Source organism: Thioclava sp. F34-6 (assembly GCF_002213235.1).
GTDB classification, from domain to species: Bacteria; Pseudomonadota; Alphaproteobacteria; order Rhodobacterales; family Rhodobacteraceae; genus Thioclava; species Thioclava nitratireducens.
Window position 1 is genome coordinate 308,304 of sequence record NZ_NBOA01000002.1, and the last position, 12,728, is coordinate 321,031.

A 12,728-nucleotide genomic window follows, 5' to 3' on the forward strand; every position below is an offset into this window, starting at 1 on the left:
CCGCTAAGGAGAGGCCAGAGTGCGGGTGTAGCTCAATGGTAGAGCCGCAGCCTTCCAAGCTGAAGACGTGGGTTCGATTCCCATCACCCGCTCCATTTTCCCCAAGATCACTGTGATACGCGTCTTCGAGACGAAAAAACCGCCCGAGGGACGATCGGGCGGCTTCAGACGTTCGGGATGTGCGGGGTGCGCAATGCTGCGCTCATTTGGTCAGGATCAGCTTGCCCGCCTTGGTGATGCGCAGCGTATAGACCTGACCGTCCAGCACGATATGGGCGAGGTTGCCCTTGCCGGTCAGCACCTCCGCGTCATGGACGGGCAAAGCGTTGGCGAAGCTTTCATTGATGCTCATCTCTGGCCTCCCTCGATCCGGTCGAGCGTCGCTTCGAGCGCGCTTTGGCCCGGGGGGAAACCGCTGCACAGCGCCTCGACGATGTCGCGCAGGCTCAGCGGCGGGTCGGTATCAACATGCGTGTCGGCCCGGTATCGGGGGCCGGGGGAAGAGGGGCGTTTCATCTCCGGTCTCCATCTCGCGATATGCGGCTCGTCGGGGATCGACTGGCTGATGGAAATAACCTGAGTGAAATTATCGGAATTGTAAAGGTGATTCTTTTACTAGGGAATTGCGCAGGGTGCTCTGCGCCCGCGCAGAGATAACGGGGGAACCGTTCGGAATCAGTTTGAGGGGCGGATCAGAACCACTGGCCTGGTTCGATCAGACCCAGATCCATGAGTTGCTGGCTCGACCAGTTGAAGCGCTCGGAATTGACCCAAGTGAAGCTGTGCACGTCATAGGTCGAGCCGGGATTGAACTTCAGCGCCTTCGCCACCCGGAACGAGGCGGTGGCACAGGTCAGGTTATGGTGCCATGGGCAGGAATAAGTGTTGTATTCCTCGTCGTTGAACGTGTGATCGGGGCGCAGCTTCAGGCCGGGCTTGGCGCGGAACAAGGCGATCCGGTCGATCTTGCGGCGCTCGGCGGGGACATGCTCCTCAAAGCGCCAGCGCAGCCCCCCGAAGAAATCGAGCTGCCGCTCCTTCGGGTGGTCGTGGTTCTCGGGATCGAGCCGGGCGAGCGCGTAATAGCCCGCCTTGTCGAACATCGCGTTCTCGGTATCGACGCCGTTCGGATGCGCCTCCAGATCGCCGGTATAGAGGTCGATCACATAGCTCAGCATCGAGGCGCGGCGTTCTTCGGTGTGGAAGCTCAGCACCTCGCCGATCGTGCGGCTCTCGCAGAAGGGGAAGAACAGGTATTCCGCGTTGAAGCAGTAATAGAGCCACGTTCCCCCGGGTACTGCGGCGATGATCGGGTTGATCGCGAGGGGGGCTGCGTCGCGGCGGTTCAGCTCGAAATCGATGCGGTAGATTTTCGTCGGGCTGTCGGCGGCCAGATCGTCCGGCAGATCCATCGCGGCATGGCCCAGAACCAGCAACACCGGGAAGCCGAGGTCGATATGGTGGCGGATCGTGCTCTCCAACTCGACCCCGTCCTCGGCTAGGATCACGCCGACCGGACCTTTGGATAGCGCTGCGCTCTGACGGGTGAGGAAATCGATCAGCGAGGAATATTTCATGCCCGATTTAGCCCTTTCGCGGGGTCTTCGGGCGCAGGATCGGGGAAGGCCCGCATGAAATCAAGCCTTTACGGCCCGCCCCATGCGCGACCTTGCGGGAAAGGGCGGTTTGGCTGTATCAGGCGCGCTGGAAAGACGCGCGAGGATTGGCATGAGCGACGCTCCGAAAAAGCTGCATATCAAAACCTATGGCTGTCAGATGAACGTCTATGACAGCGAGCGCATGGCCGAGGCCATGGGCGCCAAGGGCTACGAGCTGACCGACGATGTGGGCGCGGCGGATATGGTGCTGCTCAACACCTGCCATATCCGCGAGAAAGCGGCCGAGAAGGTCTATTCCGATCTGGGGCGCCTGCGTCCGTTCAAGGAGGCCAAGCCCGACCTGAAGATCGGTGTCGCGGGCTGCGTCGCGCAGGCCGAGGGCGACGAGATTTTACGGCGCTCGGATCTGGTGGATCTGGTCGTGGGCTCGCAAAGCTATCACAAGCTGCCCGAACTGGTCGCGCGGACCGACAATGGCGCGCGCCCCGTCGAGACCGAGTTTCCGCTGGAAGACAAGTTCGACCATCTGCCCGCGCGCCCCGTGCAGGCGCGCCCGACCGCATTTCTGACCGTGCAGGAAGGTTGCGACAAATTCTGCGCCTTCTGCGTGGTGCCCTATACGCGGGGGGCCGAAGTTTCGCGCCCTGCCGAGAAAATCCTGCGGGAGGCGCAGGCGCTGGTCGAGAAAGGCGTGCGCGAGATCACGCTCTTGGGTCAGAACGTCAACGCCTATCACGGCGAGGGAGAGGGCGGTGACTGGTCGCTCGCGCGGCTCGCCCGGTCGCTCGCCAAGATTGATGGGCTGGAGCGTATCCGCTACACCACTTCGCACCCGAATGACATGGAAGACGATCTCATCGCGGCCCATGGCGACGAGCCGAAGCTGATGCCCTATCTTCATCTGCCGGTGCAATCTGGGTCGGACAAGATCCTCAAGGCGATGAACCGCAAGCATACGGCGGAGAGCTATATCCGCCTGATCGAGCGTATCCGCGCCGCGCGCCCCGACATCGTGATCTCGGGCGATTTCATCGTGGGCTTCCCCGGCGAGACCGATCAGGATTTCGAGGACACGATGTCGCTGATCCGGGAGGTCAATTACGGCATGGCCTATTCGTTCAAATACTCGCCGCGCCCGGGCACGCCCGCGGCTGGCGCGAAAGGCGCGGTGCCTGCCGAGGTCGCGGACGCGCGGCTGCAAGAGCTTCAGGCGCTTCTGACCTCGCAACAGCGGGCCTGTCAGGAGAGCATGATCGGGCGCGAAGTTAACGTGCTCTTCGAGAAGCCCGGTCGTCTGGACGGCCAGTGGGTCGGCAAATCCGATTACCTGCAGGCGGTCCATGTCTCGGGCGAGGGGCTGGGTCCCGGCATCCTGGCGAAGGTGCGGATCACCGGTACGGCGCCAAATTCGCTGGCGGGCGAGCTGATCTGAGCGCGCAACGCGTCACTGCATCAATTGAAAAGGCCGCGTCATCCGCGGCCCTTTCTTTTTGGAAGCCTTCGCCGCTCAGTTCGGGCCGGGCGGATCGTTCGCGATCGCTTTCAGAAGCTCTTTGCGCAGACCTTCCGGGTTGCCCACGAGGCTCTCGTTTCTGCAGATTTGCGTCGCGAGGCCGTTCGCATCGCCGTAATCGTAGCCGAACGCCACAAGGTCATCGACGAAGCTGCCCTGCGGGTGATCCCAGATCGTCTCGCGCCAAGGGCCACGGAAGCAATCGATATGAATCTGTTGCTTGCGGGTCGGGCCGCAGACGGTCTTGTTGTTGACGTGATCGCGCCCCACCGGGCCGGTGTAGCAGCTCGTACCGGCCTGGGCGGCGCCAGCGAATGCCATACCGGTGAGCAGCGCGGCGGCGGTGATTGCAATGGTCTTCATCTTCAGAGACTCTCCTGATCGGGCAGCGAAATAACATAGGTGCTCGTGATCCTTCCGACCCGAGCACCATCTGCCCGCAGTTTGCCCAGATTGAACCCAAATTGGCGAGAGTTTGTCGATATTTGCCGGGCATGTGAAAACAATGCCAGGAAAAACATGGAGGATGTTTAGCCTTCCGCGACAGTTTTCCCGCTAAGGTTGTGTAAAGCTTGCCTTTTCCTATGCGATTCTGCGTCTTTGACGGGCCCTCGGCGGCTTGGCGATTCGGGGTTGTCGCGCGGGGCAACCGTGCCACGGATGTTCGACCCGCTCAGCGACTTGCGTACCAGATCGACCCGTCTTTGCCTAAAAAACAGGCGAAGTGACCAGACGGAACCGCGCTTGGGTTTTTTCGTTTCAGTTTGATGAAATTCGATACCTCGCCTAGGAGGGCGGGAAACCAGTGCTTGCGTGAATCCCCCAAGGCAGGCACCATATCTTTACCAAACCAGCTAGGGAGACTCTGTATTTGGGCTTCAGCGCGATCACACCCCCGCCTCGCTCTCAGGATGCTCACGAGACGCTTCTTGAGTTCCCCAACAACCGGCTGCTGATCGATCTTTGCGGTGAATTCGACCGCAATCTGGCCCAGATAGAGCACAAGCTGCAGGTTCACATCCTCCGGCGCGGCAATCAGCTGGCCGTGGTGGGCGAGCCGGAGGCGCAATCGCAGGCCGCCGCCGTGCTGCATCAGCTGTATCAGCGCTTGGAACAGAACAAGCAGATCGACGCCGAAGAGGTGGATGCCGCACTGCGCATGGCCGATCTGGGTGGCACCGGGACCACGGTGGACGAGCAGCTCGAGATGTTCGAGGCGGGCAAGTTCGAGATTCGCACCCGCAAGAAGCAGGTCGAGCCGCGCACCGAGGCGCAAAAGGCCTATGTGAAGCACCTCTTCGAGCACGAGCTGGCCTTCGGTATCGGGCCTGCAGGCACCGGCAAGACCTATCTCGCCGTGGCTGTGGGCGTGACCATGCTGATCGGCGGGCATGTCGACAAGATCATCCTGTCGCGTCCGGCCGTCGAGGCGGGCGAGCGTCTGGGCTTCCTGCCCGGCGACATGAAGGACAAGGTCGATCCCTACATGCAGCCGCTCTACGACGCGCTGAACGACTTCCTGCCCGCCAAGCAGCTCGCGAAGCTGCTGGAAGAGAAGCGGATCGAGATCGCGCCGCTCGCCTTCATGCGCGGGCGCACGCTGTCGAACGCCTTCGTGGTGCTCGACGAGGCGCAGAACGCCTCGACCATGCAGATGAAGATGTTTCTGACCCGCCTGGGCCAAGGCTCGCGGATGGTTATTACCGGCGACCGATCGCAGGTGGACCTGCCGCGCGGGATGCCTTCGGGACTGCAGGATGCCGAGCGTATCCTCGGCCATGTCGAGGGGATCAGCTTCAACTACTTCACAGCGAAAGACGTGGTGCGTCACCCGATGGTCGCGAAGATCATCGACGCCTACGATCAGGCGGAAGGCACCTGAAGCCGGGAGGCTTTAGCGAAGATTTAATGATTTGCCCGCGCCTCGGCGCGGGCATTTCGCTGTGTGGTGCCGTGTCTGGAAATCTGACAAAGGGCCGCGCCTGACCCTCGGGAGGGCGCTTTGTCGCGGGGGGCGTGGCGCTTTGTCTTGCAAGGCCGCATGATATCCGAACGCGCGATGATATCGCCAATGCGCCGTCCCCGGGGGCTGGTTCTCCCCGCGCGGGGGCCAACGAAAAACGCCCGGCCATTCGGAGGAGCCATTCCGAGTTATAGGACACGGGCGGCAGGAAACTGTCGCCCGTTTTCCTTTTTAGGCCGTCATCGACCCTGAAGTTTTGCCCACATCGGCGTGCCGTGGAACAGCCACGGCTGGGAGAGAATCCTGGCGAGGTCGGGCAGGTGAGGACGGTCGTCCCGTCGGCGGTCTCGCTTCTTGCGGGTGGCTCCGGAGGACGCTTCCGCCTCGACCACATTTTCCGCTTCCTGCCCCGAGTCCTTCGGTTGCGATGGCTGATGGACACCCATCCGCATCGCCGGGGTAGTCCGGACGACCTTGTTGGCGCGCCTCTTCGGCACAAAGATTGTCTTGTCCGAGCCCGGCACAGCGAGACGCCTCAACTGATCGCCATTCTCTGCCGGACCAGCGGCATCCTCCGCATCTCCTGCCGTTGGTCGTTCCGACGGTGATGCATCCTCCTCCAGAGGCGTTCTGTAGGGCCTCCAGGCGAAGAAGTTGTAGTGCACGCGCCATATGTTCATCAGGGCGATCAGAATGCGCGGGTTGTAGGCGGCGCTGTTGATGTATGAGGCGCCCACACGAGAGCTGCGACCGCCCGCACGCTGGATGATACTGACGCGCTCGCGGATGGCATTCATGAAGGTGGAAGTCGGCTGAATCGTTGCATGGATAACCCTGCGGGTGATAGCTGCGCGGAGTTCTGGGTCATCAATCTCATCGTCTATTCCAAGCCGTCGGTAGGCGGCGCGATAGCGCGGCGACAATATCGGGAAACCCACGGTCTTGTCGATTTCGTTGGCAGTCTGGATGGGGCTATTGAGCCACAGACGTGGGAAAGCGGCTGAGGCAAGGTTCGGCCCTACCAACGTGCGCCTCGACTGGTCATCCGGGTCGCTGCGGTAGGCAGGGCTCAGGTTGGCTGAAGTCCAGCTCTGTAGCGTTTCCCAGGGGGCGAGGTGGGGATGCATTTTTCGCCACGCCGCGAGGCTCTTCGAAAATTCCGCCTGCTTCTCCCGGATACGGTCGATCGACGCATCCTTTTTGAACCCGATGACCGCCCATTCGAACCTGTCTGCCAAGATCTCCTCGCGAAAGATGTGCGGCACCACTCGGGCCATCTGCCCCTCCTTCTCGCCGACGAGGGTGAGTTTGCCACTGGGGATCATCCACTTCAGGCAGGCAAGGGACGCCGCTTTCGTGTAGGTGTCGCGCGTCATAACACCACCGAAGGCGTTCCGGCTGTCGCGTTCGTGCTTCACGAAGTTGAACCAGTGATCGCGCAGGTGCTCGATCTCGTCTGCCCGGGCGCTTGCGGCCTGCGTCGCCATGTCGGCCTCTGGCGAGAGCGCTTCTTCGGCAGCATCGAATGCCTTGGCGGTCTGCGCCACAAAGTGACGCAGACGCTTCTCCGCAGCGGAGAAGAGCGCCGGCTCGTCGAAGCGCGCGGTCGGCCGTTGAAAGTGGAGCAGAGGCGCGGTGAAAGTGCCGTTCGAGTTCCGATACTGCTTGCGAAGGGTCACGCTCCGGGCGACGCCGAAATATGCCTCCTCGATGACCTCCAGCGGGTCTATGGTTGGATCGAAATCCACATCGCAACGGAAGACATAGCCTGACCGGATGTCGGCGCTGACCGAGCAGTTCAGCTGCGTGATCTTGCGGTCGATCTTTGTCTGCCAATTCACGCCGACGGAGATGTCGTCGTGGGCGATGCGGGTGTGGGTATATGGCTTGCCGTCCTTGATACGCTTGCGTTCGACGCGCTTTCGCCATTCCGCGAGTTGCGCCTTTTCGTAGGCCAAGAGAGTCCGCTCCAGCCAGAAGATCCGATCATAGAGCCTCGACATTCCCGGCTCCGTTTCGCCTCTCGGCGTCCGCAGGATGCGGCGAATGTCGTGAAGACCGGTGCCGTTGGCCAGCAGGGACAATATCTCGATGTTCTCGTCGCGTTTCTTCTGGCGACGGTGCTGCTCGCTCGAAACCGTGAAGCGGGCGCCAGGCAGTCCCTTGCAGGGCTTGTGAATCACCCGGACGGAGCGTGCCCGGGGCACCGACCCCTTTTTGTGGCCGACCTTTCTCGACGGCTTGCCGTTGGCGCCATTGAAGATGAACTCTTCGGGTTTTTCCAAGTAGCCAGTGCCGCAGTTGCCGCAGAATGGCCCCTCCAAGGCTCCGTTCTGGACCCATAGTCGATGCCGCTCTTCCTCGTAGGCCTCGTTCGAAATCAGCCTTGTCCGCACGCCGCATTCCGAGTTGCCTCGGACGTGCTGACAGATCAGGACGCGGCCGTCAGTCAGGCTCGCGGATCACCTGCAAACTCGAATGCATCGGTCTCTCGATGGAGGTTGTCGCCGCTTTCAGCCTCGATCTTGTAGCGCCCGGCACCACGCGCGATCGTGGGGTCGACCATAGCGGCCCTCAGTCGCTTCTCGGCCGCGCCGCGCCCTACGAAGGCGTGCTTCGTCGGCGTCGGTTCGATCCCGTAGTTTCCGCAGTCGGGATCACCGCAGCAGTTAAAATTTGTATCGCCCGAGACACGAGGATACACTTGCGCGAGCGTGAGGTTTTCCAGGCTCTTCACCTTGTTCGGTCCTTTCGTCCGTTTCTGTGTCAAGAGCTCGCGTACCTCCAAGATTGGCCAACCTGGCCAATGACAAAATCAATCGGGCGCAAAAGAGCGCTCGCCGCGGGAAGTTCGAACTTCCCGCAGTTCAGTACCTGATAGCGGAAAAATCAGACGAAATTAGGGCCGAAAAACAAAAGCTTGCCGACCTCTGGGTCGGCAAGCTGGCAGGACGCGTGTCCTACCGTACGGAATGGCTCCCCATTCGGACCGGGCGTTTTCAAATTCCATCGCGAAGACCTCAGCCTTCCATCTTGCCTTCCAGCGCCTCGATGCGGGCCTTCAGCGCGGCGTTCTCTTCGCGGGCTTTCTGCGCCATCGTGCGGACCGCGTCGAACTCCTCGCGGGTCACGAGGTCGCGGTCGGCGAGCCACCGGTCCATCCAGCTTTTCATCGCCGTCTCGGCCTCGTCCTTCGCGCCTTGGGCCACGCCCATCGCGTTGGTCATCAGCTTGGACATCTCGTCGAACATCTTGTTGGGCGGCTGCATCGGCATCCCCTTGCGGTCAATTTCTGCTTCCCTGACTATATGGGCCGCGTCGGTGCCGCTGGCAAGGTTGACTTCCCGGCCCGCGCAGGGCTTTCTCGCGGCGATTTCTGACAGGAGACCGCCTTGCTGCCTCTGGCCATTCCCTTCCCGCAATTCGATCCGGTCGCCCTTACGATCCCCGGTCTGGGCCTGCCGATCCGCTGGTATGCGCTGGCCTATATCGCGGGGCTGATCGCGGGATGGCGGATCATCGTGGCGCTGATGAAGCGCGATACGCTCTGGCCGACGAACAGCGCGCCGATGGCGCCGGGCAAGGTCGAGGACCTGCTGACGGCGGTGATCGTGGGTGTGGTGCTGGGCGGGCGGCTCGGTTTCATCCTGTTCTACGAGCCTGCATGGTATCTGGCGCATCCGCTCGACATCGTGAAAGTCTGGCAGGGCGGCATGTCTTTCCATGGCGGTTTCCTGGGCACCCTGGTCGCAGGCTGGTGGTTCGCGCGCCGTCACCACGTGCCGAAGCTGCAACTCGCCGACGCGATGGCGTTGGTGGCGCCGATCGGGCTGTTTCTCGGACGGATCGCCAACTTCATCAAGCCGGAGCTTTGGGGGCGTCCGACGGACGTGCCGTGGGGCGTTATCTTCCCCGGTGAACTGGCGCAGACCTGCCTCGGGATCGCGGGGCAGGTGGACGGGTCTTGCGCGCGCCATCCCTCGCAGCTCTACGAGGCGGGGCTCGAAGGGCTGCTGCTGGGACTGATCCTCTGGGGGCTGGTGAAGTTCGGCCGTTCGCTGAAGCGTCCCGGGCTGAGCCTCGGCGTCTTCCTGATGGGCTACGGAGCCGCGCGCGCCTTCGTGGAGCTGTTCCGGCAGGGCGATCCGCAGTTCGTGACCCTTGGCAATCCCTATGGCCACGTGATCCGCTTCACGGACGGTTGGGGGCTGACGATGGGGCAGGTGCTGTCGCTGCCGATGATCGCGGTGGGGTTGTATTTCGTGATCCGCGCGCTGCGCGCGCCGAAAGCATCGTGACCCCGCTGGGCGACATCCTTGCCGCGCAGATCGCGGCGGAGGGGCCTATGCGGCTCGACCGCTATATGAGCATCTGCCTGCTGCATCCCGAACATGGCTATTACGCGACCCGCGATCCGTTCGGGCGCGCGGGCGATTTCATCACCGCGCCGGAGATTTCCCAGATGTTCGGCGAGATGCTGGGCCTGTGTCTGGCGCAAGCATGGCTCGATCAAGGGCGGCCTGCGCCGTTCATCTTGGCCGAGGCTGGGCCGGGGCGCGGCACGCTGATGGCCGATATGCTGCGCGCGATGAAGGCGGTGCGCGGGATGGCGGACGCGGCAGAGGTGCATCTGATCGAAGCCTCGCCGACCCTGCGCGAGATTCAGAAGCAGAAGCTCGCGCCGCATCGGGTGGTGTGGCATGAGACCATCGACGACCTGCCAGACTCCCCCCTGTTCCTCGTAGCGAACGAGTTTCTCGACGCGCTGCCGATCCGGCAGTTCCAACGGGTCGAGCAGGGCTGGGCCGAGCGGCAGATCGGATTGTCCGACGAGGGCGCGCTGACCCCCGGCCTCGCCCCGCCCACGCGTTTCGAGGCTCTGGAGCCGCGCATGGCTGACACCGTGCCGGGCGATGTGGTCGAGACCTGTGCCGCTGCGGTGAGTTTCACTGAAAGGCTCGCAGCGCGGATCGCGCGCCAAGGCGGCGCGGCGTTGCTGATCGACTATGGCAACTGGCATTCCAAGGGCGACACGTTTCAGGCCCTCAAGGCGCATGAACCCGTCGATCCCTTCGCGACACCGGGTGAGGCGGACCTGACCGCCCATGTCGATTTCGAACCTCTGGCGCAGGCGGCGCACAGGGTCGGGGCCAAGGTGTCGGCGATGACCGCGCAGGGCCTTCTGCTGGAGCGGCTGGGCATCACGGCGCGGGCGCAGCGCCTCGCGCAGGCGTTATCCGGGGCCGCGCGCGAGACCCATATCGCCGCGCATCGCCGCTTGACCCATCCCGAGGAAATGGGTCACCTGTTCCAAGCTCTCGCACTGGTGGCGCCGAATGCGCCGCTGCCGCCGGGCTTCGACCCAAACACCGACTGAGCCATTGGGGGGCACGATGTCGACGATGCTCGAAATTCTGACCTCACCCGCCCTGGGGGCGGTGAAGCACGGCTTCTTCACCCGCAAGGGCGGGGCGTCCTCGGGCATTTTCGCCGGGCTCAACTGCGGCCCCGGTTCGTCGGACCAAAGCGAGGCGGTGCGCACCAATCGGGCCCGTGCCGCAGACGCGTTGGGGGTTGAGCTGAACGCGCTGCAGGGCGTCAATCAGGTGCATTCGCCCGATGTCGCAGTGATCGAAGAAATCACCGATCCGCCGCCGCGCGCCGATGCGGCGGTGACCAAGGTGCCGGGCATCGCAATCTCGATCCTGACCGCCGACTGCCAGCCGGTGCTGTTCTCGGACCCGAAAGCGGGCGTTATCGGCGCGGCCCATGCGGGTTGGCGCGGCGCGATTGAGGGGGTGCTGGAGAACACGCTCGACGCGATGGAGCGTCTGGGCGCGCATCGCGAGGACATCACCGCGGTGATCGGGCCGTGCATCTCGGTCCATTCCTACGAGGTCGGCGAGGACTTCATGGAGCAGTTCCTGATGGAAGACATGGATTACAGCCGGTTCTTCTCGCCCGGACCCTCGGGCAAGCCGCATTTCGACCTGCCGAGCTTCTCGCTTCACCGGCTGCGCGAGGCGGGCGTCGGCGAGGCGGAATGGATGCGTCGCTGCACCTACCAGGAGCCCGAGCGCTTCTATTCCTACCGCCGCGCGACCCATGCGGGGGAGGCCGATTACGGGCGCCTGCTCTCGGCGATCCGCCTCTGATCGATCTGGGGGCGCGGGCGGCGCGCCGCCCGCACATGAGATAGCTCTGAAACAATCGGCCTTGCCGCATTCGTTCGTTTCCCTGCGCGAAAAATTCCCACTCTCGCCCCATGCTGGCCCCATTGCGCGGTCACAACAGTCCTGAACCGGATCGAAGACGATCCTGAGACGAGGGGACAACAACGTGAACAAGCAACAACCGACCCGCCGCTGGATGAAAACCGCGCTGGACTCCGCACGTAAATGCGACACGCCGATGCCGTGGGCGCGCAATGCGCGCAGCGCACAGACGCGTCGCGCGGCGGCGGCCGCGCCGCGGAGGGTCGGCGCCGCACAATGATCTCCCTTCTCGCAACGCGATCGCAATTGGTCATGCGGATCGCAATGCGAGACTTGGCCGGGCGCTGCCACGCCCGGCCATTTTCATCACCCGCTTCCAGTGCCTCTGGAGGCGGGTGATTCGCTTTGAATGTGGTGAGACTGTGGCGGTTTGTGCGCGCCCGGGAAACCTGCCGTTAGGGCAAGTCTCGACTGCTCGGGGATCGTGAGACAATCGCATCAAAAATTTGACGGGGTCACCGGTTTTAGCCATGTTGTGAGCGTCTCTCTGCAACCGGTGGGGGCCGATGCAGCCGTGAGAAGACCGAAAGGCCTATCGCATGAATCTACCCCACCGGACGGCAGCGGCCGCGCTCCGTCCCGACAGTTCCGAACCGCCTCTGCCGCGCCCTTTGCGTGCGAGCCCGAATGCGCCGAAACGCGCCCTGCGCGCCTCCGCGATGACGCGCCGTTATGCCGCGTGGTGGCTGGAGGCAGATGGGTTCATCGAGGAAACCTCCCGCGTCGCCCCGGCGATTCCGTTGTTCGAGGAGGCGTTCTCTGCCTTGGCGCGCGGCGCTGTGATCGCGACCGAGGAGGGCCCCGTCTCGATTGAGGATGTGGTGCCCGGGATGCGCGTCCTGACCGCCGACGAGCGGGTTGAGACTGTCACCTGGAAAGGGTCGATGACGATGTTCCCCGCCGCGAAGGACAAGGCCGCGGGGATGATCCGCGTCACCGCCGAGGCATTCGGGCATGGTCGTCCGTCGCAGGATCTGGTGTTGGGCCCGCATGCGCGGATTTGCCTGCGCGACGCGCGGCTGCGCGCGCGTCTGGGGATCGAGGCGGCCTATGCGCCGATTGCGGCTTTCGTCGACGGGGTGAGCGTGATCGAGGTCGCGCCGATCTCGCCGGTCTCCGCCTATCATCTGGTGCTGGAGCATCACGGCTCGCTCAAGGTTGGCGGCATGGAGGTCGAGAGCTTCCACCCAGGCGAAGGCTTCGAGCGGATGATCGATCCTCGGATGGCGGAACTGTTCCTTGCGCTGTTTCCGCAGATGGACAGGCTGCGCGAGTTCGGCCCGCTCGCCGCACCGCGGCTGACCCGGTTCGAGGTGGAAGACATGCTGATCTGAGCGAGAGCCTGCAAGGGGTAAAGG

Annotated in this window: 13 protein-coding genes and 1 tRNA gene; 7 read left to right on the top strand and 7 right to left on the bottom strand. The window is 63.2% G+C overall.

Features of this window, described 5'->3' with window-relative positions; all coding sequences use genetic code 11:
- The first annotated feature begins 21 nt into the window (after positions 1-21).
- A tRNA-Gly gene (locus tag B6V72_RS04745) sits at positions 22-95 on the top strand.
- Positions 96-202: 107 nt separating this feature from the next.
- On the opposite strand, the gene B6V72_RS04750 is transcribed toward B6V72_RS04745, so the two are convergent.
- The 3 genes from B6V72_RS04750 to B6V72_RS04755 form a co-directional block, all read right to left on the bottom strand.
- Positions 203-352 carry a hemin uptake protein HemP gene (locus tag B6V72_RS04750; RefSeq protein WP_075774069.1) on the bottom strand — a complete coding sequence of 50 codons (150 nt, stop codon included), beginning with the start codon at positions 350-352 and terminating at the stop codon, positions 203-205.
- Complete coding sequence (locus B6V72_RS19130; RefSeq protein ID WP_157771603.1) at positions 349-516, bottom strand: hypothetical protein; 168 nt, start codon at positions 514-516, stop codon at positions 349-351. Before B6V72_RS19130 ends, B6V72_RS04750 begins: the two co-directional genes overlap by 4 nt.
- A 176-nt stretch (positions 517-692) precedes the next feature.
- Entirely contained in the window at positions 693-1,577 is an 885-nt protein-coding gene (locus tag B6V72_RS04755) for a glycosyltransferase family 2 protein (RefSeq protein WP_088734875.1), read from the bottom strand.
- Positions 1,578-1,728: 151 nt separating this feature from the next.
- Here B6V72_RS04755 and miaB point away from each other — a divergent pair, with 151 nt between their 5' ends.
- Positions 1,729-3,051 carry a tRNA (N6-isopentenyl adenosine(37)-C2)-methylthiotransferase MiaB gene (gene miaB / locus B6V72_RS04760; protein WP_088734876.1) on the top strand — a complete coding sequence of 441 codons (1,323 nt, stop codon included), beginning with the start codon at positions 1,729-1,731 and terminating at the stop codon, positions 3,049-3,051.
- Between the two features lie 75 nt (positions 3,052-3,126).
- Here the strand turns inward: miaB and B6V72_RS04765 are convergent, their stop codons facing one another.
- Entirely contained in the window at positions 3,127-3,495 is a 369-nt protein-coding gene (locus B6V72_RS04765; protein WP_075774072.1) for a hypothetical protein, read from the bottom strand.
- Positions 3,496-4,003: 508 nt separating this feature from the next.
- Between B6V72_RS04765 and B6V72_RS04770 the strand changes: the two genes are divergently transcribed.
- Positions 4,004-5,014, top strand: a complete 1,011-nt coding sequence (locus B6V72_RS04770; RefSeq protein ID WP_075774073.1) for a PhoH family protein — start codon at positions 4,004-4,006, stop codon at positions 5,012-5,014.
- Between the two features lie 320 nt (positions 5,015-5,334).
- On the opposite strand, the gene B6V72_RS04775 is transcribed toward B6V72_RS04770, so the two are convergent.
- The 3 genes from B6V72_RS04775 to B6V72_RS04780 all read right to left on the bottom strand — a co-directional run bounded on the left by B6V72_RS04775 (position 5,335) and on the right by B6V72_RS04780 (position 8,364).
- Positions 5,335-7,380 (bottom strand): hypothetical protein, encoded by a 2,046-nt coding sequence (locus B6V72_RS04775; RefSeq protein WP_146696169.1) that lies wholly within the window; start codon positions 7,378-7,380, stop codon positions 5,335-5,337.
- A 164-nt stretch (positions 7,381-7,544) separates the two neighbouring features.
- Positions 7,545-7,832: a hypothetical protein gene (locus B6V72_RS18940; RefSeq protein ID WP_146696170.1), complete on the bottom strand. Its 288-nt coding sequence runs from the start codon at positions 7,830-7,832 to the stop codon at positions 7,545-7,547.
- A gap of 283 nt (positions 7,833-8,115) precedes the next feature.
- Entirely contained in the window at positions 8,116-8,364 is a 249-nt protein-coding gene (locus B6V72_RS04780; RefSeq protein WP_088735093.1) for an accessory factor UbiK family protein, read from the bottom strand.
- A gap of 132 nt (positions 8,365-8,496) precedes the next feature.
- On the opposite strand from B6V72_RS04780, the gene lgt reads away from it, so the two are divergent.
- From lgt to B6V72_RS04800, 4 genes are all read left to right on the top strand, one after another.
- Entirely contained in the window at positions 8,497-9,393 is an 897-nt protein-coding gene (lgt, locus tag B6V72_RS04785; RefSeq protein ID WP_077701393.1) for a prolipoprotein diacylglyceryl transferase, read from the top strand.
- Positions 9,390-10,472: an SAM-dependent methyltransferase gene (locus B6V72_RS04790; RefSeq protein WP_088734878.1), complete on the top strand. Its 1,083-nt coding sequence runs from the start codon at positions 9,390-9,392 to the stop codon at positions 10,470-10,472. The genes lgt and B6V72_RS04790 overlap by 4 nt, the downstream gene beginning before the upstream one ends.
- Positions 10,473-10,497: 25 nt before the next feature.
- Positions 10,498-11,250: a peptidoglycan editing factor PgeF gene (gene pgeF / locus B6V72_RS04795; protein WP_088735095.1), complete on the top strand. Its 753-nt coding sequence runs from the start codon at positions 10,498-10,500 to the stop codon at positions 11,248-11,250.
- Positions 11,251-11,909: 659 nt separating this feature from the next.
- A complete protein-coding gene (locus B6V72_RS04800; protein WP_088719615.1) occupies positions 11,910-12,704 on the top strand; it encodes a Hint domain-containing protein in 795 nt (264 codons plus the stop codon).
- Positions 12,705-12,728 lie beyond the last annotated feature (24 nt).

Coding starts and splice junctions, on each gene's coding strand:
- B6V72_RS04750 (WP_075774069.1), bottom strand. CDS start 352: ATGAGCATCAATGAAAGCTTCGCCAACGCTTTGCCCGTCCATGACGCG.
- B6V72_RS19130 (WP_157771603.1), bottom strand. CDS start 516: ATGAAACGCCCCTCTTCCCCCGGCCCCCGATACCGGGCCGACACGCAT.
- B6V72_RS04755 (WP_088734875.1), bottom strand. CDS start 1,577: ATGAAATATTCCTCGCTGATCGATTTCCTCACCCGTCAGAGCGCAGCG.
- miaB (WP_088734876.1), top strand. CDS start 1,729: ATGAGCGACGCTCCGAAAAAGCTGCATATCAAAACCTATGGCTGTCAG.
- B6V72_RS04765 (WP_075774072.1), bottom strand. CDS start 3,495: ATGAAGACCATTGCAATCACCGCCGCCGCGCTGCTCACCGGTATGGCA.
- B6V72_RS04780 (WP_088735093.1), bottom strand. CDS start 8,364: ATGCAGCCGCCCAACAAGATGTTCGACGAGATGTCCAAGCTGATGACC.
- pgeF (WP_088735095.1), top strand. CDS start 10,498: ATGCTCGAAATTCTGACCTCACCCGCCCTGGGGGCGGTGAAGCACGGC.
- B6V72_RS04800 (WP_088719615.1), top strand. CDS start 11,910: ATGAATCTACCCCACCGGACGGCAGCGGCCGCGCTCCGTCCCGACAGT.